The following is a 21,584-nucleotide window of genomic DNA, read 5'->3' on the forward strand; positions in this document are numbered from 1 at the left end:
TGTACCAGTGACGCGGCAGGCCAGCGGTGGGGTTCCCTGGTCCGTGGCCTTCCAACTTCCAACACTTCCGCACGGTTGCCTTGACTCAGGGGGCCCCGTCACCAGACTGCGCCCTTTCCACACCCTGGGGTGGGCCGTTGGGGTCCCACCGTCCAGAACGACCTGTCGTCCGCGCCCGTCTCCGCTGCTTCTCCGCCCCCCTTGATGAAGCCCACCCTGCTGCTCGTCGAAGCCCCGGGCCCGCGCCGGGAGCTCCTGTCCCTGGCGTTCCAGGGCCAGGGCTGGCGGGTGCTGCTGGCGGCCGGGGTGGAGCCGCTGGTGCGCGCCCTGCGCGAGTCCCCGCCGGTGCACCTGGTGCTGGCGCCGGCCGGGCTGCTCACGGTGGCGGGGCCCCTGAACGACGCGCTGCGGGAGGCGCTGACGGCGGCCGGCGCGGCGCTGTGGGTGGAGGCGCCGCCGGCCGAGCAGGAGGCCCTGCGGTGGCCCGGCGTGCCGGTGACGGGCTTCCTCTCTCCGTCCCTGTCGCTGGGCCAGCGCGTGGAGGCGGTGCGGGAGGCGCTGCCGCCGGACGCGCGCGAGGCGGATGACGGCCGGGCGCCGCTGCGGGTGCTGGTGGCGGAGGACGACCCCGTCTACCGCAAGCTGCTGCGGCTGGCGCTGACCCCCTTCCGCTTCGAGCTGCTGGAGGCGGAGGACGGCATGGCCGCGCTGGAGCTGGCGCGGCGGCGGCGGCCGGACGTGGTGCTGTCGGACGTGCTGATGCCCCGGCTGGACGGCTTCCGGCTGTGCCTGGCGCTGCGCCAGGACCCGAAGCTCGCGCGCGTGCCGGTCATCCTCACGCACGCCACCGCGCCGGACGAGCTGGACCTGCGCATGGCCGCCAACGTGGGGGCCAACGGCTTCGTGCGGCGCGCGCAGGGGGATGACGAGCTGGTGGCGACGCTCTTGCGCGAGTCGCGCGCGGAGGGGCCGCTGCCCGCGCCCGTGCCCGGCGAGCTGTCTACGGAGCCGCACCTGTACTCGATGGTGCGGCAGCTGGAGCGGCGCGTGGGGCTGCTGGAACAGGCCGAGCGCACCGCGCGCGAGAGCGAGGAGCGCTACCGGCTGGTGGTGTCCGGCTCCTATGATGGCGTGTGGGACTGGGACGTGCGCGACCAGCGCATGTACTGGAGCCCGCGGCTGCTGGAGATGCTGGGGATGAAGCCGGAGGACTTCCCCGGCACCTCCGAGGCGTTCCTCGCGCGGGTGCATCCGGAGGACCGGGACGAGGTGGCGTCCGCGCTGGCGCGGCACCTGGAGCAGGGCACGCCCTACGACGTGTCCTTCCGGCTGAGGCACGAGGCCGGGGGCTACCGCTCATGCGTGAGCCGGGGCCGGGCCCTCCGCGACGCGCAGGGGCGGCCCGTGCGCATGGCGGGCATCATCGGCGACGTGACGGAGCAGCTGCGGCTGTACCGCGAGGCGCGCGAGGCGGTGCGTGTGCGGGACGAGTTCCTGGCGGTGGCCGCGCACGAGCTGCGCACGCCCCTGGCCGCGCTGCGGCTGCGCGTGCAGGGCACGGCGGCGGCGCTCAAGCACGAGCACCGGGTGGCGCCGGAGCGGCTGGAGCGCGCGCTGGTGGCGGCGGACCGGCAGGTGCAGCGGCTGGCGGACCTGGTGGAGGGGCTGCTGGACGTGTCGCAGATGCAGGGCCAGGCGCCCCGGTTGAACCTGGAGGACGTGGACCTGGGGCAGGTGGTGCGCGACGTGGTGGTGCGCTCGGAGGAGATGGCGGCGCGCGCCGGGTGCCTGCTGGTGGTGCGCGACGTCGCGTCCGCGGTGGGCCGCTGGGACGCGCTCCGGCTGGGACAGGTGGTGTCGCACCTGCTGGTCAACGCGGTGAAGTTCGGCCCGGGCCGGCCGGTGGAGCTGGAGGTCCAGGCGGACGCGGACGCGGCCTTCCTGGTGGTGCGCGACCACGGCATCGGCATCGCGCAGGACCGGGTGGACGGCCTCTTCCGCCGCTTCGAGCGCGCCGTGCCCACCCGCAACTACGGCGGCCTGGGGCTGGGGCTGTACCGCCTGCACCGCATCGTGGAGGCGCACGGAGGGGAGGTGGCCGTCACTAGCATCCCGGGCCAGGGCGCCACCTTCCGGGTGCGGCTGCCGCGCGCGGGCCCCCCGGCCGTCCACGCCTGAGGGGCGGACGTCCGGACGTCCGCCGGCTCTGTCCGCTGACCCACACAGGGCCGCGGGCCGCCGCTGCTGGCGCCCATGGCAGGACGCAATTTCCCCCTCATGGGAAAACGACCCACCGTGTTGGTGCTCAACGGGAGCGAGGACCTCATCGAGGCGCTGGAGGAGGTGCTGGACGAGGCGGGCTTCCAGACGAAGGGCGTGCGCGTGCAGGACATCATGCGCGGGCCCCTGGACTTCGCCACGCTGGTGCGTGAGACGGCGCCGCAGGTCATCGTCTACGACATCAGCGTGCCGTTCGACCTGAGCTGGCACGCGTTCCAGAAGCTGGCCGCGAACCCGGCCGCCGCGGGCATCCCCTTCGTGCTCACCACCACCAACCGCGAGGGCGCGCGGGAGTACACGGGGCCGGATGTCATCGAGTTGCTGTTGAAACCCTATGACATCGACCAGTTCACCCAGGCCGTGTCTCAGGCGGCGAGGCGCGGGACCGTCGCGGCAAGCGCACGGTGAACCCCCGGGGCGCGGATGGCTTGCTCCATGAGGGGGTCATGGGGGCTGTATGAAAGACTTCTCATCCATGGGGGCCGCGTCGTCCCGTGATTCCTTTCCACGCTGAAAGGGCGATGAGAAGTCTCTCAGGGAGCGCCCGGGCGAGGACGGCGCGCGCAGGTCTCAGGCATGACGTCGCGGGTGTCCCCGCGAGCCACGGCGCATTGAAGCCCGGGCGGGAGCGGGGAAGAGCGGGTGCCGGATGTCGCGCACGTCCTCGGGGGCCGCCCATTCGAGCGGGCAGCCCTGGTTCCTGGTGTTCGTGCTGGGGCTCATGCTGCTGCGGCTCGTCTATGCCGGACAGGTGGAGCTGGCGCCGCAGGAGGCCTATTACTGGCAATACGCGCGACACCTGGACCTGTCCTATCTGGACCATCCGCCCCTGTGCGCGTGGTGGATGGCTTTGTCCATGCGGCTGCTGGGGAACACCGAGCTCGCGGTGCGCCTGCCGGCCATCCTGTCCTCCACGCTGCTGAGCGGTGTCTTGTACTCACTGGGCGCGCGGCTGTACTCGCCGGCCGCGGGAGTCCTGGCGGCGCTGGCCGCGAACGCCACCGTGCTGTTCGGACTGGGCGCGGTGGTGATGACGCCGGATGTGCCGCTGGTGCTGTGCTGGACCGCCGCGCTGCGCGTGCTCTGCGAGCTGGTGCTGCCGGACGGCCAGGGCCCCGGGCGCTTCGCCTGGCGCTGGTACCTGTTGGGCCTGCTCTGCGGGCTGGCGCTGCTGTCCAAGTACACCGCCGCGCTGCTGCCGCTCCAGGTGCTGGCAACTGCGCTGGTGACGCGGCGGGGCCGCGAGGCCCTGCGCACCCCGCACCCCTACCTCGCGTGCGCGCTCATGCTCGCGGTCTTCTCCCCGGTGCTCGTCTGGAATCACGCGCATGGCTGGGCGTCCTTCGCGTTCCAGACCACGTCGCGGGCGCGGACGGTGGATGGCTTCCATGGCTATCTCGTCGGGCGTTACCTCGGGTTGCAGGCGGTGGCCGTGGGGCCGCTGCTCTACCTGGCGCTGTGGCTGACCGCCGCGGTCCTCGCGCGGCAGGCGTGGAGGGGAGACGCCCGCGCGCGCCTGCTGGCGCTGGCCAGCCTGCCGGGACTCGCCCTGTTCACGCTGGTGAGTCCGCTGCACTGGGTGAAGATGAACTGGGTGGCGCCCGCGTACATCGGTCTGCTGGTGGCCGCCGCGGCCGGGGCGTGCGCGCTGCGTGAGCGCCGGGCCGTGCGCGGGTACGCCGCGCTGAGCGTGGGCGTGGGCGCGGTGCTGATGGTGGGCATGTACCTGATGCCCCTGTGCCCGTGGATCCCCTTCCGCGAGCGCGACAACCTGGTGAGCGGGTGGCGGGAGCTGGCCGAAGCGGTGCAGCACCACCGCGAGGCCGCCGGGCTCCCCGCGCCCGGAGTCGTGGGCTGGGGCTACAAGACGGCGAGCGAGCTGGCCTTCTATCTCCCGGACCGCCCGGAGACGCGGTCCGACGCCGCGCTCGGGGGAAGCGGGCTGGCCTATGACTTCTGGCCAGACCCGGCGGATCCGGGAGGGGATGCCATCATCGTCGCCGACCAGCGCCAGCCGCTGCGGGACGCGGCGACCCGGCTGGGGGCGCACTGCGCGGCCGTGGTCGAGCTGCCTTCCGTGACGGTGCATCGCGGTCCGCGGACGGTGACGACCTTCAGCCTCTGGTCCTGTCAGCACGCACGGACCCCGCGGCAGGTGGCGGCCCGGGGGCTTCCAGTGGATTCGGAAGGTGCAAGGTGAAGCGGCTCTCGCCGTCGCTGCTCCGCGCGTAGTCGAGCGTGCCGCCGTGCGCCTCCGCGAGGGTGCGCGACAGCGCGAGCCCCAGGCCCGTGCCTTCCCCCGTCCGCGCGGCGTCCGCCCGGGCGAAGCGCTGGAAGAGCCGGGGCAGGAAGGCGGGGTCCACGCCCGGACCGTCGTCGCTCACGGTGACGCGGGCCTCCGTGTCCGTCGCGTCCAGCGCCACGCGGATCCGCTGCCGCGCGTGGCGGCGCGCGTTGGACAGCAGGTTGTCCAGCACGTGGGCCAGGAGGACGGGGCTGCCCTGGACCCGCGTGGGGCCGCCCGTCAGCTCCAGCGTCAGGCGCTGGCCCCGTGCCGCCAGGAGCTGCTCCGTGCGGTGCAGGGCCGTCCGCGCCAGGAGGTGGAGGTCCACGGGCTCCGGCCTGAGGACCCGCGTGCCGGCATCCGCGCGCGCAAGCTGCAACAGCGCGTCCACGAGGCGCGACAGCCGCTGGGTTTCGTCGAGCACGACGCCCAGCGCGCGGCGGTACTCCTCGGGCGTCCGCTCGCGCCGGAGGGTGACCTCCGTCTCCCCCAGGATGACGGTGAGCGGCGTGCGCAGCTCGTGCGCCGCGTCGGCGGTGAAGGTCTGGATGCGCGCCAGGGACGCGCGCGCGTCCGCGAGCAGTCCGTTCAGGGTCGATGCCAGTTCGTCCCACTCGTCCCCCGTCCCGCGCAGGGGCAGGCTCAGGTCCAGCTCCGAGGCGCGCGCGGCGCGGACCCGGTCTCGTGCTTCGCGCAAGGGGGCCAGCGCGCTCCGTGCCAGCGCGCCACCCAACGCCGTGGCCCCCAGCACCGCGAGCGGCGTGGTGAGGACCATGGCGCCCAGGGACTGGAGCGCATCGTCGAAGAGGCCCTCATGGCGCTTCCCGGGCGCGTCTCCGCGTTGCTCCCACCACTCCCCCGTGACGAGCACCGCGGTCACCACGCCGCCGTAGAGCAGCAGGGTTCCCAGGACGGCGCTGGCGAAGAAGAGCGTCAGCCGGGCGCGGAGGGTGCGCGGGCGCCTCATGCCTGGCTCCGGAGCAGGTAGCCCACGCCCCTCACCGTGTGGATGAGCTTCACGTCGAAAGGCGCGTCCACCTTGGCCCGCAGGTAGCGGATGTAGACCTCCACGACGTTGGAGAAGGTCTCGAAGTCGTGGTCCCAGACGGCCTGGACGATGCGCGTGCGGGAGACCACCTCGCCCGCGTGCTCCAGCAGGAAGCGCAGCAGCGCGTACTCGCGCGCGGTCAAGAGGATGTCCACGCCCGCTCGGACCACCTTCCGCGTCGCGGGGTCCAGGGTCAGGTCCCCATGGCGCAAGAGCGGGCTGGGGCGGCGGTCCACGCGGCGGAGGATGGCTCGCATGCGCGCGAGCAGCTCCTCGAAGGAGAAGGGTTTGACGAGGTAGTCATCCGCGCCGGCGTTGAGCGCGCCAATCCGGTCCGCGACCGCGTCCCGCGCGGTGAGCATGAGGACCGGGGTGATGTCCTGCCGCGCGCGCAACGCCCGCAGCAGGTCCAGGCCTGACACCCCGGGCAGCATCCAGTCCAGGATGATGAGCTCGAAGCGCTCATGGCGCAGCAGCTCCTGGGCGCTCACGCCGTCTTCGCATTCCCGCACCGGGAAGCCCTCTTCCGTGAGGCCCCGGGCGATGAAGGCCCGGACACGCAGCTCGTCTTCGACGATGAGGATGGACACGCTCAGGCTCCTGGCACCTGGACCTGTGTTTCGGGCTAGGGGCGCGGTGGCTGCGACGGGGGCCGTCGCGGCAGGCGCACGGTGAAGGTGGTGCCGGTGTCCGCGGCGCTGGCCACGCCCACGTGGCCCCCGTGGGCCCGCACCACCTGCCGGACGATGAAGAGGCCCAGGCCGATGCTGCGGTCCGCGCGGTTCTCCTGGTGGGAGACGCCGCGCTCCAGGGGCTCGAAGAGGCGCGGCAGCAGGTCCTGGGGGATGGGCGCGCCGGCGTTGTGCACCTCCAGCACCACGCTGTCGGCCTCGCCCCGGGTGTCCACCTGGACGGGGGCGGCCTTGTCGCCGTAGGTCAGCGCGTTGCCCAGCAGGTTGCCCACCACCTGGGCCAGCCGGTCCGCGTCCCACGTCCCCGCGCCGTCCCCGGCCTGGGTGTGCAGGATGGCGCGGCCGGGGGCCTGCGTCTGGGCCTCCTCGATGGCGGTCTCCACCAGGGCGTGGAGGTCCGCTTCCCGGGGATGCAGGATGAGGCCGCCGTGGCGCACCTGGGTGAAGTCCAGCAGGTCGCGGATCATCCGCACGGCCCGCTCGGTGGACGCGCGGATGCGGTTGACGCGCTTGCGCTGGGCTTCGTTGAGGCTGTCGCGCTCCAGCAGCAGCGACGCGGACAGCAGGACGGCGGACAGCGGGGTGCGCAGGTCGTGGCTCACGATGCCGATGAGCTGCCGCTCGAAGTCCCCGCGCTGGCGGGCCTCCGCCTCCAGCCGCTTGCGCGCGGTCACGTCCCGCAGGGCGCCCACCACCTGCTGGACCTCGCCGTCGCTGTTGCGGACGATGATGGCCTGCTCCTCCACGTTCCGCCACGCGCCCCGCGCGTCGTGGAAGCGGTAGCCGCACCGCCATAAATCCCCGCTCCCCGCGAGCGCGTCCATGAAGCCCTGCCGGACGGACGCCAGGTCCTCCGGGTGGATGTGTTCGCGCCACCAGTCCTGGCGCGGCACCCGAGGGTCGTCCAGCCGGCCCAGGAGGTCCGGGTCCCCGCTGCTCCACTCCAGGGTGTCCGTCTGGGGGTCCCACTCCCAGATGGCGTCCTGGGTGGCGCGCGCGGCCAGCCGGAAGCGCTGGTCGCTCCTCCAGGCGCGCAGCTCCGCGGCGCGGACCTCCGCGAGCGCGCTTTCAGCCAGGGTGCGCCGGGCCAGTTCGTCGGACAGCGTCTGGCGGGTCGTGTCCAGCGCCGCCGTCGTCTGGCGCTGCCGCCAGCCCCACTGGGCGAGCCCCAGCACGCGCGCCGCCAGCTCCGAGGACCGGAACGGCTTGAACACGTAGTCGTTGGCGCCCGCGCCCAGGCCCTCGACGACGTCCTCGGGGCGCTGGTGGGAGGTGAGCAGCAGCACGGGGAGCAGCGCCGTGGCGGCGTTGCCGCGCACGAAGGCGCAGACCTCCAGGCCGGTGAGGCCCGGGGTCTCCCGGTCCAGCACGAGCACGTCCGGCACCTTCTGGAAGCCCAGGGCCTCCACCAGCGTCGCCCCGTCGGAGAACAAGACGACGTCGCACACGGGGGCGAGCGCCGCGCGCGCGGCCTGCGCCTCCGTGGGGGAGTCCTCCAGCAGCCACACCACCGGGGAACGGGCGGACGGGGAGGGTGAGCGGTGGGGAACAGGGGAAATCAAGGGGATGGGCCGGTTCCTAACCGGGCGGCCCGAGCCGCGTCCAGCCACGGCAACCCCTTTCAACCCGCCGGCAGGTGCCCAGGCATGCAGGCACGAACCTTCCGGAGGAGAAAAGACCGCGTGGGCATGCGTGGAGCTTATGCACGCGATGTCCAGAAGAGGACGCGGCGGGGGACGGTGTGCTCCACCGGCCGCCCCGGGCCCCGCGGCCGTCCGCGCGCCGTGCCCCCTCACGCCCCGGGTGGCTGCTTCGCGTCGCCGTGCGGCAGCCTCACCGTGAACGTCGTGCCCGCCGGGTGCGTGGACGTCACGTCGATGGTGCCGCCGTGCGCCTGCACGATGGTCCGGACGATGTAGAGCCCCAGGCCCACGCTGCGCGTCGCCGGGTCCATGCCCGGGACGCCGCGCTGCATGGGCTGGAAGATGCGGGGCAGCAGGTCGGGGGCGATGGGGGCCCCCGCGTTGTGCACCTCCAGGAGGACGCTGCCGGGCGCCTCCGTCAGGCGCACCGCCACCGGCGTGCCCTCCGGGGAATACTTCAGCGCGTTGCCCAGCAGGTTCGTGAGCACCTGCGTGACGCGGTCCGGATCCCAGCAGCCGCGCAGCGCCGTCGCGGGCAGGGACGTCTGGAGGACGCGCTCGGGGACGGTCATCTGCACCTCCTCCACCACCTGCCGTACCAGCGCGTTCAGCTCCAGGTCCTGGCAGTGCACCGGCAGGCCGCCGCCCAGGCGCGCCTGGGTGAAGTCCAGCAGGTCGCGGATCATCCGCACCGCGCGCTCCGCGGCGGCCTGGATGCGCAGGACGGCCTTCGTCGCGCGCTCGTTCAGGTCGTCGCGCCGCAACAGCGACGTCGTGCCCAGGAGGATGGCGCTCAGCGGGTTGCGCAGGTCGTGGGACACGATGCCCATCAGGTACTGCTCGAACTCCGTGCGCTGGAGCGCGGCCTCCTGCGCGAGCTTGTGCTCCGTCACGTCCAGCCCCGTGCCCACGAAGCGCACGGGCCGGCCGTCCGGCCCGAAGTGGAAGTGGCCCCGCCCGGAGATCCACCGCACGGGCTGGCCGCCCTGGGGAGGCCGCACGCGGAACTCGCTCGCGTACTCACCGGAGCCCCCCGGCCGGGAGGCCTCCGCCATCGCCTGCTCCACCTGGAGCCGGTCCTCGTCGTGGACGAAGCGCATGGCCTCGTCGAGCGTCACCTCGCCTTCGGCGGGCAGGCCCAGCATGGCGCGGAAGCGCGCGTCCCAGGTGGCCCGGCCCGTGGCCGGCTCAATGTCCCAGCTGCCCATGTCCGCCGCGTCCATCGCCAGCCGCAGGCGCTCCTCGCTGGCCCGCAGCGTCCCCGCCAGCGACTCCGCCTTCTGGCGCGCGCGCACGGCCTCGGTGACCTCGCTGGCGACGACGAGGATGCCCTGGATGCCGATCTCCGCCGGGTGGAGCGGCTGGTAGATGAGGTTGAAGTACGCGTCCTCCAGGGCTCCGTCCGGGGCCCGTGCCAGCCGCACGTGCAACTCGTGGCCCACGTAGGGCGTCCCCGTGGCGAGCACGCCGTCCAGCAGCTCCCGGATGCCCTGTCCCTGCACCTCCGGCAGCGCTTCGAGCACGGGGCGCTCCAGGACCTGCGCGTAGGGGCGGCCCCAGAGCTGGCAGATGCGGTCGTTGGCCAGCGCCACGACGTGCGAGGGCCCCCGGAGGATGGCGAGCGCGACGGGCGCCTGCCGCAGCAGCGCGTGCAGCTGGCTCAGCTCCGTGACCGCCTGGACGCGCGCGGTCCGGGCCTCGCGCAGCAGCTGTTCGTGCCCGTTCTCCGCCTCCCACCGGGAGGTGACGTCCTGCATGGCGCCCACCATGCGCACGCCCCGGCCCCGCGCGTCGCGCAGGATGACGCCCGTGTCCAGCACCCGCACGACGTGGCCCTGGCGGTTGAAGAACCGGTACTCGTCCTGCCAGCGCGCCTGCGTGCCCTGGATGGCCGCGTGGATGCCACGCTCCACCCGCTCCCGGTCCTCCGGGTGGATGCGGGCGACCCACCAGTCCGCCCGGGGGCCCGTCTCCCCGGGCGCGAAGCCGAGCAGCCTGCGCGTCTCCCCGCTCCAGGTCACCTCCTGGGTGAGGAGGTTCCAATCCCAGACGGTGTCCGCGGCGGCCTGGCTGGCCAGCCGGTAGCGCGTCTCCGACACCTCCAGCCGCACGTTGGCTTCGCGCAGCTGGCCCATGAGCAGCGCGCGGTCGAGGATGCCGGAGAGGTACTCCACCAGCGTCTCCAGGAAGCGCTTGGTCTGCGGCGGCACCGGCCGCGCCTCCGCGAAGCCCACGCAGAGCACGCCCATCAGGTCGCCGTGGGGCCACAGCCGCAGGCCCAGCAGCGTGCTCCACCCGGGGGCGTGCAGCCCCTCGCGCGCGGCGTCCTCCAGGCCCCGCGCCTGCGCCAGCACCAGCGGCTCCTCGGAACGGGCCACCCGGCCCAGGAAGGACGGCCCCTGCGAGTCCACCGACCGGCCGGGGGGCGGCACGAGGTGTCCCGTGTGCGCGACGGGGAGCATCCTCCGGCCGCCCGCGTCCACGAGGAACAGCTCCGCCCCGGCGGCATCGAGCGCCCGGACGATGAGCTCCACCAGCGGCCTGAGCGGGCCGTGCGGATCCGCGCCCGGCTCCAGCCACCGGGGCGCCAGCGCGTCCATCTGGCGCAGGAAGCGCTTCTCGCGCTGGCGGTCCTCGAAGGAGTAGCCGGAGAAGAGGACCACCACGTGGTCCATGGCCTCCTCCAGCTGCTGGAAGAGGCACTGGAGGCCCGTGGCGCCGGGCCTGCGCTCCGGCTGGACGTCCTCCCACAGCTGGGGGATGAGCCGTCCCAGCAGCGTGTACTCGTCCGTCGCGTCCTCCTGCGTGGCGCCCACGCGCAGGCGCAGGTTGATGTGGGCCTCCTCCAGGCGCGCGCGCGTCTCCAGCCGCTCCGGCGTGGCGCCGTCCCGGCAGATGGCCGCCACCGCGTGGAGGTATTCCGGCAGCGTGGAGATGACCTCCGAGGGCTTCAGCCCCTGGGTGCTCTCCAGCCTTCGCGCCGCCTCCGCGAAGCGCCGTACCAGGACGTCCAGGTTCGCTTCGATGAAGTCCGCGATGAGTTTCATGGGCCCGTGGAGAAGGGGGTAGGGGCTCGGGCCCCCAGGTGCAATGGCGCTTCTGTGTTTCACCGGGGATTTCCGACAGGTGGCCGCCTTCGGGGCAGGCCCGGTGTGAAATCCCCGCGCGGATGCAGGGCAGGGGGGCACGCCAATCCTGGCGGCGGCGGCGCGACCTGCGTAGGCTGCCCGGGTGCGGAGAGAGACCTCGCGTTCCACCATCCTCATCGTCGACGATGAACCGGATCTGCGCGAGGTCGTGGCGGAGCTGCTGGAGATGGAGGACTACACGGTGCTCCAGGCCGCCAACGGCCAGGCCGCCCTGGAGGTCCTGGCCTCCCAGCCCCAGCCCTGCCTGGTGCTGCTGGACCTGATGATGCCGGTGATGGACGGCCACGAGTTCCTGCACCGGCTGCGGCAGGACGAGCGCCACCGCGAGCTGCCGGTGCTGATGCTCACCGCCCACTTCTCCGCCAAGGCCCCGCCGGGCACGGTGGGCCTCTTGCGCAAGCCCGTGGACATCGCGGAGCTGCTGGCCATGGTGGCCCGGCACTGCCCCGCCGCCTGAGCGCGACCCTACGCCCGCACAGAGTGCACGGCGATGGCGTCCAGCAGCGCCTCCAGCTTCACCGGCTTGCCCAGCCGTCCGGCCACTCCCTCCGGCAGGGGCAGGGTGGGGTGCGCCGTCAGCACCAGCACCCGCGTCAGCGCGAGCGCGCCCGTGCCGCGCAGGTGTTCGATGAAGGCGTGGCCGTCCATCACCGGCATCACCAGGTCCAGCAGGATGAGGCCGGGCATCCGCTCCTGCCCCGCCAGCACGTGCAGGGCGTCCTGCCCGTTGACCGCCGTGAGGGCGTGGTAGCCCTCCGACTCCAGGATTTCACGCAGCGCCTCGCGGACGTCTTCGTTGTTCTCGACGAGGAGCAGCGTGGGGCGGTGTTGCGCGGTGGACACCCGCGCACGGTAGGGCACGGGCCCCGGCGATTCCAGGTCCCCCTGCGAACCGGAGGCCCGGAGCGCCCGGGGGCGGCGAGGGGGGCGTCCGCCGGGACTCATGGCCCGCCGCGCGGCAGCGTCAGGGTGAAGACCGTCCGCTCCGCGTCCGACGTCACGGTGAGCGAGCCCCGGTGGCCGCGGGCAATCTGGTGGGAGATGAAGAGCCCCAGGCCCAGGCCCGACGGCGCGTGGGCGCCGGTGCGCGCGCGGTGGAAGGGGTCGAACAGCAGGTCCAGCACCTGCGGCGCGATGGGCTCCCCCGGGTTGCTCACCCGCGCGACGACCTGCTCCGCCTCGCCCACGAGCGACAGCTCCACCCCGCCCTCCGGCGGGCTGTACTGCAGGGCGTTGCCCAGCAGGTTGCTCAGCACCTGCGCCAGCCGGTCCGCGTCCCAGTGCCCCGTGAGGGGGCCGGTGGTGGTCACCTTCACGGTGCGGTTCGGGTGCACCAGCTCCAGCTCGTCCACCACCTGGCGCGCCACCTGCCCCAGGTCCGTGTCGCCCGGCGTCAGCGGGATGCCGCTGCCCAGCCGGCTGCGGGTGAAGTCCAGCAGCTCGGTGATCATCCGCGTCATCCGGTCCGTGCTGCTGATGATGCGGCTGGCGGTGCGCTCCATGGGCGGGGGGAGCTGCTCGCTGGCGACGAGGAAGCTGGCGCCCATGCGGATGGAGTGGAGCGGGTTGCGCAGGTCGTGGCCCACGATGCCCAGGAAGCGCTCGCGGAACTCCGCGGTCGCGCGCAGCTCGGCCTCCGCCTGCTTGTGCCGGGTGACGTCCACCAGCACGGTGCCCACGCCCACCACCTCTCCCCGGGCGGTGCGCACCGGGTGGTAGCTGGCCATCACGTACACCTCGCCGCCGGACGCGTCCGGGTGCTCCAGCGTGAAGCCCATCTCCTCCACGGGCTCGCCCGTCTCCATGACGCGGCGGAGCAGGGGCTCCAGCAGGGGCGCGAGCCGGGGCAGGACCTGCGCCAGCGTCCTGCCGGGATAGGCGTCCACGGGCAGCCCGTCCAGCTTCGCCATGCGCGCGTTGACGCGCACGAAGCGCAGGTCCCGGTCCAGCAGCGACATGCCCACGGGCGACGACGTGAGCAGCGCGTCCAATTGCGCGAACACCTCCGCCTTCTCCTGGCTGGTGCGCCGCACGTCGTCCAGCAGCCGCTTGGTGCGCGCGAGCGCGTCCACCCGCGCGCGCACCTCCTCCGTGCGGAAGGGCTTGGCCACGTAGTCGTTGGCGCCCGCGCGCAGGCCCTGCACCAGGTCCTCCGGCCGGCCGTGCGCGGTGAGCAGCAGGACCGGCAGGGCCTCCGTCTCCCGCTGGCCTCGCAGGAACTGGCAGACCTCCGGGCCGGACATCCCGGGCATCTCCCAGTCCAGCACCACCACGTCCGGCGCACGCCCGGCGTGCAGCCGTTCGAGCATCGCGGCGCCGTCCGGGAACGTCTCCACCTGGAAGCCTGTTCCCAGTGCCGCCTTGATGAAGCGCGCCTCGCTGGCGCTGTCATCCACCACCCAGACGCAAGGTGCGGGGTCCGCGACGGGCGGAGGAGGCCCGGGCGGGCGGGGGAAGGAGGCGTCGGGCGGGGGAGGGGGGCGCATGGATGGGGTTCGGTTCCCGGAGCTGAAAATCAGGAGCGCGCAGGGTGCCGGATGTGCGGGCGCCCGTGGCGCTCCGCCGCAGGCCATGGCACATCGTCCAGGGCGGGCGTGGACCACAGAACGTTCAACGCGCGCCGGATGACTCATTTCTTTCAGCGGGTCGGAATCGATCTAGCTTGGCCGGTCGTTTCCAGAGGACGCCATGCCCGAGGTACTCGTCGTCGATGACAGCAAGGTGATGCGCGACATGGTGGTCGCCTGCCTGCGGCCCTATCCGGACAGCCGCTTCACGCAGGCGTCCAGCGGGCTGGAGGCCATCGAGCAGCTGTCGCTCAAGCCGTATGACCTGCTCGTGCTGGACCTCAACATGCCGGACATCGGCGGCATCGAGGTGGTGGAGTTCGTGCGGGGCCAGGACCACCTGCGCAACCTGCCCATCATCATCGTCACCACGCGGGGTGACGAGGCCTCGCGCGAGCGCGCGCTCCAGGCCGGCGCGGATCGCTTCATGACCAAGCCCTTCACGCCGGACTCCATCCAGGGGGCCGCCCGGGCCCTGCTGGAGAAGTCGTCGGCCGAGGCGTCGCGCGGGTGAGTGGCTCCGGGGAGTTCGCGGAGTTCCTCCCCGCCTACCTGGCGGAGGTGGATGAGCTGCTCGCCTCCGCGCAGCGGGACCTGCTCGCGGTGGAGGAGGCCGTGCGCAAGGGCCTGGCCCAGCCGCGCGCCGTGCGGGAGCTGTTCCGCGCGCTGCACACGCTCAAGGGCCTGTCCGCCATGGTGGACGTGGAGCCCGTCGTCTCCGTGGCGCACTGGATGGAGGCGTCCCTGCGGCTGGCGGACCAGGCCGGCGGGCGGCTGCCCGAGTCCAGCGTGGAGCCGCTGGTGGAGGGCCTGCGCGCCATCGAGCTGCGCGTGCGGCAGCTGGGCGCCGGCAAGACGGCGTCGCCCGCGCCCCCGGCGCTGCTGGAGCGGCTGGAGGCGCTGGGGCCCCAGGTGCTGGACGCGGCCCCGAAGCGGGCCCGGAAGCTGACGCTGGACGCGGAGGCCGCGTTCGCCTCCCGGCTGGCCCCGTCCGAGCGCGAGCAACTGGAGAGCGGCCTCACCGCCGGCCAGCGCGCGCTGCGGCTGGACTTCGTGCCGTCCTCGGAGCGCGCCGCGAAGGGGCTCAACATCAACACCGTGCGCGAGCGGGTGGCGAAGCTCGCGGACATCGTGAAGGTGCTGCCCCTGTCCGGCGCCGCCGCGGGGGGCGCGTCGCTGGCGTTCGCGTTGCTCCTGCTCACCCGCGCGGAGGACGCCGTGCTGCTGGACGCCGTGGGCGGCCCGCCCGCCACGGTGCGCTCGCTGGAGGGGGCCGCCGGGGCGCCGGAGGAGCTGCCCCCGGCTCCGCTGGACGGCGCGGCCCCGCCCGCCAGCGCCGTGCTGGACGAGGAGCTGGACGAGCCCGAGGTGCGCCGGGGCGGAGGCCTGCTGCGCGTGGAGGTGTCGCGGCTGGACGAGGCCATGGAGTGGCTGGCGGCGCTCGTCGTCAACCGCTCCCGGCTGACGCGCGCGGCGGCGGCGCTCACCCAGGCGGGCGCGCCCACGCGCGAGCTCACCGCCATCCTCCAGGAGAACGGCCGCCAGCTGCGCGACCTGCGCTCGGCCATCCTGCGGCTGCGCATGGTGCGCGTGGGCGACGTGCTGGAGCGGCTGCCCCTGCTGGTGCGCGGCCTGCGCCGCGCCACGGGCAAGGCGGTGCGGCTGGAGCTGGAGGTGGGCGACGCGGAGCTGGACAAGGCGGTGGCGGACCGGCTCCTGCCCGCGCTGGTGCACCTGGTGCGCAACGCGGTGGACCACGCGCTGGAGCTGCCCGAGGAGCGCCAGGCGGCGGGCAAGGCCCCGGAGGGCCTGGTGCACCTGCGCTGCCACGCGCGCGCCAGCGGACAGCTGGAGCTCACCCTGCGCGACGACGGGCGCGGCGTGGACGCGAAGGCGGTGGCGAAGGCGGCCAACGCCCCCGTGCCGGACTCCGCGGACGCGTTGCTGGACCTCTTGTGCCGCCCCGGGCTGTCCACGCGCCAGGAGGCCACGCGCACCAGCGGCCGGGGCATGGGCATGGACATCGTGCGGCGCATCGTCGTGGAGCAGCTGGGCGGCGAGCTGCGCATGGAGACGCGCAAGGGCGCGGGCACCACCTTCACCTTGAGCGTCCCCCTGACGGTGACGCTGATGGACGCCATCGTCTTCGAGTGCGCGGGCCGCCGGTACGCCGTGGCGGTGGGCACCGTGGAGGAGCTCATCGACGTGGCGGGCGTGGTGCGCCCCGCGGGCGCGGACGGCGTGGGGCTGGTGGAGCGCCGGGGCGCGGCGGTGCCGCTGGTGTCGCTGGCGCGGCTGCTGGACGCCGGGGACGCCGGCGCGCGGGACGGCGGCGGCAAGGCGCTCATCGTGCGGCAGCGCGGGGACCCCGTGGCCTTCGCGGTGGACCGGCTGCTGGGACAGCAGGAGATCGTCCTGCGGCCGCTGGAGGACCCGCTCGTGCGCGTGCCCGGCGTGGCCGGCGCCACGGACCTGGGTGACGGTCAGCCCACGCTGGTGCTGGACCTGGGCGCGCTGGGCGCCGCGCGCGTGGGCCGCCGCAAGCGGGCGTCGCGCGCGGGGGAGTGGGTGTCATGAACGTGCTGCACGTGTTGTTCAAGGTGGACGGGTCGGAATACGCGATGCCCGCGGCGGACGTGGTGCAGATGGAGTCCTTCACCGGCGCGACGCCGGTGCCCGGGGCGCCCTCGCACGTGGCCGGCCTGGTGCAGGTGCGCGGCCGGGTCATCCCCGTGGTGGACGCGCGCGTCCGCTTCGGGCTGCCCGCGGGGACGCCGTCGCTGGATTCGCGGGTGGTGGTGGGGCAGCTGGGCGAGCGCACCGTGGGGCTGCTCGTGGACAGCGCGCGCGAGGTCTTGAAGCTGGACCCCCGCACCATCCAGCCGCCTCCACCCATGGTGGTGGAGGGGGCGAAGGGGTTCGTGAAGGCCGTGGCGCAGGTGGGCCCGCGGCTGGTGATGCTCATTGATTTCCCCCGGGTGGTCGGGGAGGAGGCGGCGGATGTCGACGGACAACGGTAACAGCGTGCGCAAGCTGGAGGACGCTCGCGCGCTGGCGGAGCGCGCCTCGCTCCAGGTGGCGGAAGGGGGAGGGCTGGTGAAGTCCACCGAGCAGCTGGCGACGCGGCTGGCCTCGGCCGGCAACGAGCAGGCGGCGGCGGGCGAGCAGGTGAGAATCGCCATCGAGTCCGTGGCCGCGCAGGTGGAGCAGACGAGCACCGCGGTGCAGGCGCTGGTGCGCAGCCAGGTGTCCGTGGGCGACGCGGCCAGGGGCGTGCAGCAGGAGGCGGAGACCACCGCGGCCGCGATGCAGGAGGTGACGGCGTCGGTGTCCAGCGTGCGCAAGGACGCGGGCATGCTCGCCTCCACCGCGGACGTGACGGCCTCCACCCTGGAGGAGGTGGCGCGCTCGGTGAAGGGCGTGAGCGCCAACGCGGAGGACCTGGCCGCCTCCAGCGAGCAGCTGCTGGCGAGCATGCAGGAGATGACCGCCACGGTGGAGGACCTGGTGTCGCGCAACCAGACCAGCGCCGCCACCACGGAAGAGGTCGCCGCCACCATCGAGGAGATGTCCAAGGGCATCACCCGCCTGTCCTCGGACGCGCAGGGCGTGGGCGAGCGCATGGGCCAGGTGTCCGGCGCCGTCGTGTCCCTGGGCAAGACGCTCCAGGACGTGGTGCGGGACGCGACCACCATGTCCGCCAGCGTGGAGGACGCGGCCGCCGCCACGGAGCAGGTGGCGCGCAGCGTGCGCGGCGTCGCCGAGCACACGCGCACCCTGGAGGCGAGCGCGGTCACCACCGCGTCCACCGTGCAGGAGGTGGCCGCCAGCGTGGAGGAGGTGGCCGCCACCTCGGAGAAGAACGCCGCCGTGGTGGACGCCAACGCGGCCACCATCGAAGAGCTGTCGCGCTCCGCCCAGGCGGTGGCCCGCGCGGCGGAGAGCATCAACGGCCTGGCGTCCACCAGCGCCACCGCGTCCTCGCAGCTGGAGTCCTCCACGCGCCGCGCGTCGCAGCTGACGGAGGAGGCGCGGCAGGCCGCGGAGCGCGTGGGCACCAGCGCGCGCGAGGGCGGCGTCACCGTGGCGCGCTCCATCGCGGGCTTCGGCCGCATCCGCCAGTCCATCGTGGAGTCGTCCGGGGTGATGAAGGAGATGGGCCGGCGCGCCGAGGAGATTGGCGACATCGTGCAGACCATCAACCTCATCGCGGACCGCACGAATCTCCTGTCGCTCAACGCCAGCATCGAGGCGGCGCGCGCCGGGGAGCACGGCCGCGGCTTCGCGGTGGTGGCGGAGGAAATCAGGGCGCTGGCGGACCGCGCGGCGGCGGCCAGCAGCGACGTGGCCAAGATCGTCCGGGGCCTCCAGACGACGGCGCGCGAGGCGGCCGTGGCCAACACCGAGGGCGTGCGCGCGGCGGACGAGGGCGCGGCGCTCGCGGGCGACGCGGAGCGCGCGCTGGGCACCATCCTCAAGGGCGTGGAGGACCTGGGGCTGAACGTGCGCGAGGCGTCGCGCGCGTCGGTGGAGCAGGTGCAGGCGGTGCAGGCGCTGGTGCAGGCCACGGCGAAGGTGAGCGAGCAGGGCCGGGTCATCGCCGCGTCGTCGGTGGAGCAGGCGCAGGCGGCGCAGGCGCTGGCCCAGGGGGGCGCGGAGATGCGGCGCATGGCGCGGCAGACCACCCAGGCCACCCAGGAGCAGGCCAAGGCGCTGCGCGAGGCCGTGCGCTCCAACAACCAGCTGTCGGAGGTGGCGGAGAAGGTGTCGCGCGCGATGCAGGAGCAGGCACAGGCCGCCACGGACCTGGCCCGGGGCACCACGCAGATGCGCCAGCTGGTGCAGGGCGTGAGCGCCGCGGTGATGGCGCAGGGCCAGCAGGTGGGCGTGCTGGGGGCGACGGCGCAGGAGGTGGCGGCCTCCACGCAGCGCACGCTCACCGGCATCTCCGAACAGGCCAAGGCCGCGCAGGAGGTGACGCGCGCCATGGAGGCCACGCGCAAGGAGGTGGCCCAGTCCACGCGCGCCATGTCGGAGCAGGCGCGCGCGCTCAAGCAGGGCGAGCTGGCCAGCCGCCAGGTGGCCAACCTGGCCAAGGAGGTGACGCGCGCCACGGAGGAGCAGGCCCAGGCGCTCACCGCCCTGGTGCGCGGCGCGGAGGAGGTGCGCCGGGTGGCGAAGACCACCGCGCGCGCGCTGGAGGAGCAGACGGACGCCCTGTCCCTGCTCACCACGTCCGCCGCGAAGCAGGCCACGGGCGTGGCGGCGGTGGCGAAGGCCGCCCAGGAGCAGGCCTCGGTGAGTGAGCAGCTGGGCAGGTCGGTGGAGGACATGCGCGGCCGCGCACGGGAGATCGCCGTGACCACGGCGGAGCAGGCGCGCGCCACGGCCGCCACCGCCCAGGAGGTGCGGGAGGTGGCGGGCCGGCTGGGGCAGCTGGCGCGGCTGAACGGTGAGCAGGTGGAGGGGTTGAGCCACCTGAGCGGCTTGTTGGGCAACACGGAGCCGGCGGCGCCCCGGAGCACGCGGGAGCAGGGCACGTGACCGGTTCGACGGTGAGACACCACCCGCTGTCGCTGTCCTCGGACGACCGCGCCCGGGTGGAAGAGGTGGAGCAGCTGGCGCGCCAGGGCGCGGCGAGCCTGCCGGTGCTGGTGGACGGGCTGGACGCGCCGTCGTGGGCCGTGCGCCGCGCGGTGGTGTCCGCGCTGGCGCGCCTGGGCACGCCCTCCGTGGAGCCCCTGTGCGACGTGCTGCGCCACCGCCGGGACAACGAGGCGCGCATCGCCGCGGCGGTGGACGCGCTGGTGGCCGCCACCGGTGACGTGGAGGGGCCGGTGGAGGTGCTGGGGGACGACCCCAACCCGGCCATCGTCTGTGACGCCGCCCAGGTGCTGGGGCGGCGGCGCAGCCGGCGCTCCGTGCCGCTGCTGTCGCGGCTCATCGTCCACCCGGACGACAACGTGGCGGTGGCCGCCATCGAGGCGCTGGGCCGCGTGGGCGGCGGCGCGGCGGTGGACGCGCTCCTGTCCTCGCTGGGCAGCGGCAACTTCTTCCGCATCTTCCCCGCCATCGACGTGCTGGGCCGCTCCGGCGACCCCACCGTCGTGCCGGCGCTGATGGCGCTCCTGTCGGACCCCTTCTACGTCCTGGAGGCGGCGCGCGCGCTGGGGCGCACCGGCCAGGAGGCCGCGGTGCCCGCGCTCGTGGGCCTGCTCCAGCGCGGCAACGACGCGGTGGTGCGCGTGGCGGCGGTGGCGCTGGTGGAAATCCACGACGCGCAGGTGCAGCGCTTCGGCGGCGCGCGCATGGTGCCGTCGGTGCTGCGCTCCACGTCGACGGAGCCGCACCCCACCGGGCGCCGGATGGCCCAGGTCATCGCGGGCGCGGACGCGGGGGAGAAGACCGCGGTGGCGCGCCTCTTGGGCTGGGTGGGCGGCGCGGACGCGGCGGCGGGGCTCCTGAAGCTGCTGGACTCGCAGGACCTGGGCGTGTCGCGCGCGGCCGCGGCGGCCCTGGGAGAGCTGGGCGCGGAGGCGGACGCGCAGATACTGCAGTCGCTGCGCGAGGGTGAAAGCTCGCGCAGGCGGGTGCTGCTGCCGCTGGTGGGCAAGCGCTCCGCGGCGGTGCCGGACGTGCTGTTGTGCCTGGAGGACCGGGACGCGACGGTGCGCGCGCTGGCGGCGGAGACGCTGTCGCGCATTGGTGACACGTCCGCGGTGCCGGCCCTGTTCGCGCGGCTGTCGGACGAGGACCCCCGCGTGTCGCAGGCGGTGGTGGGCGCCATCCAGTCGCTGGGCAGCGAGACGACGGAGACGCTGGCGCTGGAGGCGGCGCGGTCCTCGGACGCGCGCCAGCGGCGGGCGGCGCTGCGCATCGTGGCGTACTTCGGCTATCCGCGCGGCCTGGACGCGCTGCTCCTGGCCATGCGGGACCCGGACGAGCGGCTGCGCGACGCGGCCATCTACGGCCTGCCCTTCATCGACGACCCGCGCGCGGTGGACGCGCTGCTGGTCGCGGCGAGCCACGAGTCGGAGCGCACGCGCGCCACCGCCATGCGCGCGCTGGGCCAGACGGACAAGCAGGCGCGCATCACCTCCACGCTGCTGGGCGGCCTGAACGACCGCGACCCGTGGGTGCGCTACTACGCGTGCCAGTCGCTGGGGAAGCTCAACGAGGAGGCCGCCGCGGACGCCATCGTCGCGCTGGCCAACGACGACGCGGGCCAGGTGCGCGTGGCGGTGGTGGACGCGCTGGCGCACATGCACACGGAGAGCGCCATGGCGGCGCTGCGCCGGGCGGCCTCGTCCTCGGACGCGGACGTGCGCCGCGCGGCGCTGCTGGGGCTGGGCGTGGCGCGGCGGCCGGACGCGCTGCCGGTGCTGCTGGAGGCGGTGCACTCGGAGGACCCGGCCACGCGGCTGGTCGCCCTGTCCGCGGTCGCGGAGTACGACGCGCCGGAGACATTGCCCGCGCTCTTGCGCGCCGCCGGGGACCGGGACGACAGCGTGCGCAGCGCGGCGGTGGGCTTCCTGGCCACGCGCACGGGCACGCACGCGACGCAGCAGCTGGTGTCGCTGCTGGGGGACGTGATGCTGCGCGAGCAGGTGGTGTCCGCGCTGGCGCTGCCGGTGGAGGGACGGCTGCCCGGGCTGATGGCGGCGCTGGAGGTGGCGGACGACGGGACGGCGCCCCTGCTGGTGGCGGCGCTGGCGCGCATGCGCCGGGCGGACGCGAGGGCGGCGCTGATGCAGTCGCTCATCGGCGCGAGCCCCGCTGGCCGCCGCGCGGCGGCCCCCGCGGTGGCGGCGCTGGGCACGGTGGAGGCGCGCGAGGCGCTGGACCGGGCGGCCCACCGCGACGAGGACCCCGAAGTGCGCCGCGCCTGCCTCCTGGCCCTGGGCCGCTGAAGAGAGCCCAC

15 protein-coding genes are annotated in these 21,584 nt (G+C 74.2%); 9 read left to right on the plus strand and 6 right to left on the minus strand.

Translation table 11 applies throughout. The annotated features are described in order from the left end of the window. Positions 1-204: 204 nt before the first annotated feature. The 3 genes from AABA78_RS09835 (at position 205) to AABA78_RS09845 (ending at position 4,480) form a co-directional block, all read left to right on the plus strand. Positions 205-2,178, plus strand: a complete 1,974-nt coding sequence (locus AABA78_RS09835) for an ATP-binding protein (protein WP_338262719.1) — start codon at positions 205-207, stop codon at positions 2,176-2,178. A gap of 99 nt (positions 2,179-2,277) precedes the next feature. Beyond that, a complete protein-coding gene (locus tag AABA78_RS09840) occupies positions 2,278-2,688 on the plus strand; it encodes a hypothetical protein (RefSeq protein ID WP_338262720.1) in 411 nt (136 codons plus the stop codon). Between the two features lie 241 nt (positions 2,689-2,929). After that, positions 2,930-4,480 (plus strand): glycosyltransferase family 39 protein, encoded by a 1,551-nt coding sequence (locus AABA78_RS09845; RefSeq protein ID WP_338262721.1) that lies wholly within the window; start codon positions 2,930-2,932, stop codon positions 4,478-4,480. Here AABA78_RS09845 and AABA78_RS09850 read toward each other — a convergent pair. From AABA78_RS09850 to AABA78_RS09865, 4 genes are all read right to left on the minus strand, one after another. Beyond that, entirely contained in the window at positions 4,395-5,531 is a 1,137-nt protein-coding gene (locus AABA78_RS09850; protein ID WP_338262722.1) for a sensor histidine kinase, read from the minus strand. The two genes, AABA78_RS09845 and AABA78_RS09850, sit on opposite strands and share 86 nt — an antisense overlap. Beyond that, the gene (locus tag AABA78_RS09855) at positions 5,528-6,202 is read right to left on the minus strand and encodes a response regulator (RefSeq protein ID WP_338262723.1); all 675 of its coding nucleotides are present in this window, start codon (positions 6,200-6,202) and stop codon (positions 5,528-5,530) included. Before AABA78_RS09855 ends, AABA78_RS09850 begins: the two co-directional genes overlap by 4 nt. Before the next feature lie 35 nt (positions 6,203-6,237). Beyond that, on the minus strand, positions 6,238-7,866 hold the full coding sequence (locus AABA78_RS09860) for a sensor histidine kinase (RefSeq protein WP_338262724.1): 1,629 nt from the start codon (positions 7,864-7,866) through the stop codon (positions 6,238-6,240). 230 nt (positions 7,867-8,096) lie between these two features. Then, positions 8,097-10,994 (minus strand): sensor histidine kinase, encoded by a 2,898-nt coding sequence (locus AABA78_RS09865; protein ID WP_338262725.1) that lies wholly within the window; start codon positions 10,992-10,994, stop codon positions 8,097-8,099. Positions 10,995-11,178: 184 nt separating this feature from the next. Between AABA78_RS09865 and AABA78_RS09870 the strand changes: the two genes are divergently transcribed. Then, positions 11,179-11,553 carry a response regulator gene (locus tag AABA78_RS09870; RefSeq protein WP_338262726.1) on the plus strand — a complete coding sequence of 125 codons (375 nt, stop codon included), beginning with the start codon at positions 11,179-11,181 and terminating at the stop codon, positions 11,551-11,553. An 8-nt stretch (positions 11,554-11,561) separates the two neighbouring features. Here AABA78_RS09870 and AABA78_RS09875 read toward each other — a convergent pair whose 3' ends face one another. Continuing rightward, entirely contained in the window at positions 11,562-11,957 is a 396-nt protein-coding gene (locus tag AABA78_RS09875; RefSeq protein WP_338262727.1) for a response regulator, read from the minus strand. Positions 11,958-12,037: 80 nt separating this feature from the next. Further along, positions 12,038-13,582, minus strand: coding sequence for a response regulator (locus AABA78_RS09880; protein WP_338262728.1), 1,545 nt, complete (start codon positions 13,580-13,582; stop codon positions 12,038-12,040). A 202-nt stretch (positions 13,583-13,784) separates the two neighbouring features. Between AABA78_RS09880 and AABA78_RS09885 the strand changes: the two genes are divergently transcribed. From AABA78_RS09885 to AABA78_RS09905, 5 genes are read left to right on the plus strand one after another with little or no spacing between them, the layout of a single operon-like run. Next, positions 13,785-14,177, plus strand: a complete 393-nt coding sequence (locus AABA78_RS09885; protein WP_171420544.1) for a response regulator — start codon at positions 13,785-13,787, stop codon at positions 14,175-14,177. Further along, complete coding sequence (locus AABA78_RS09890; protein ID WP_338262729.1) at positions 14,174-16,240, plus strand: chemotaxis protein CheA; 2,067 nt, start codon at positions 14,174-14,176, stop codon at positions 16,238-16,240. Before AABA78_RS09885 ends, AABA78_RS09890 begins: the two co-directional genes overlap by 4 nt. Then, positions 16,237-16,683, plus strand: a complete 447-nt coding sequence (locus AABA78_RS09895; protein ID WP_171420546.1) for a chemotaxis protein CheW — start codon at positions 16,237-16,239, stop codon at positions 16,681-16,683. The genes AABA78_RS09890 and AABA78_RS09895 overlap by 4 nt, the downstream gene beginning before the upstream one ends. Beyond that, positions 16,664-19,207, plus strand: a complete 2,544-nt coding sequence (locus tag AABA78_RS09900; RefSeq protein ID WP_338262730.1) for a methyl-accepting chemotaxis protein — start codon at positions 16,664-16,666, stop codon at positions 19,205-19,207. The genes AABA78_RS09895 and AABA78_RS09900 overlap by 20 nt, the downstream gene beginning before the upstream one ends. After that, positions 19,204-21,573 carry a HEAT repeat domain-containing protein gene (locus AABA78_RS09905; protein ID WP_338262731.1) on the plus strand — a complete coding sequence of 790 codons (2,370 nt, stop codon included), beginning with the start codon at positions 19,204-19,206 and terminating at the stop codon, positions 21,571-21,573. The genes AABA78_RS09900 and AABA78_RS09905 overlap by 4 nt, the downstream gene beginning before the upstream one ends. The last annotated feature ends 11 nt before the right edge of the window (positions 21,574-21,584 follow it).

The sequence above is a fragment of the Corallococcus caeni genome, assembly GCF_036245865.1.
In the GTDB taxonomy this organism is placed as follows: Bacteria; Myxococcota; Myxococcia; order Myxococcales; family Myxococcaceae; genus Corallococcus; species Corallococcus caeni.

Bases quoted from the DNA above. Each gene is read 5' to 3' on its own strand.
- AABA78_RS09865 (WP_338262725.1), bottom strand. From the start codon at position 10,994: ATGAAACTCATCGCGGACTTCATCGAAGCGAACCTGGACGTCCTGGTA.
- AABA78_RS09885 (WP_171420544.1), top strand. From the start codon at position 13,785: ATGCCCGAGGTACTCGTCGTCGATGACAGCAAGGTGATGCGCGACATG.
- AABA78_RS09840 (WP_338262720.1), top strand. From the start codon at position 2,278: ATGGGAAAACGACCCACCGTGTTGGTGCTCAACGGGAGCGAGGACCTC.
- AABA78_RS09895 (WP_171420546.1), top strand. From the start codon at position 16,237: ATGAACGTGCTGCACGTGTTGTTCAAGGTGGACGGGTCGGAATACGCG.
- AABA78_RS09845 (WP_338262721.1), top strand. From the start codon at position 2,930: ATGTCGCGCACGTCCTCGGGGGCCGCCCATTCGAGCGGGCAGCCCTGG.
- AABA78_RS09850 (WP_338262722.1), bottom strand. From the start codon at position 5,531: ATGAGGCGCCCGCGCACCCTCCGCGCCCGGCTGACGCTCTTCTTCGCC.
- AABA78_RS09835 (WP_338262719.1), top strand. From the start codon at position 205: ATGAAGCCCACCCTGCTGCTCGTCGAAGCCCCGGGCCCGCGCCGGGAG.
- AABA78_RS09900 (WP_338262730.1), top strand. From the start codon at position 16,664: ATGTCGACGGACAACGGTAACAGCGTGCGCAAGCTGGAGGACGCTCGC.
- AABA78_RS09880 (WP_338262728.1), bottom strand. From the start codon at position 13,582: ATGCGCCCCCCTCCCCCGCCCGACGCCTCCTTCCCCCGCCCGCCCGGG.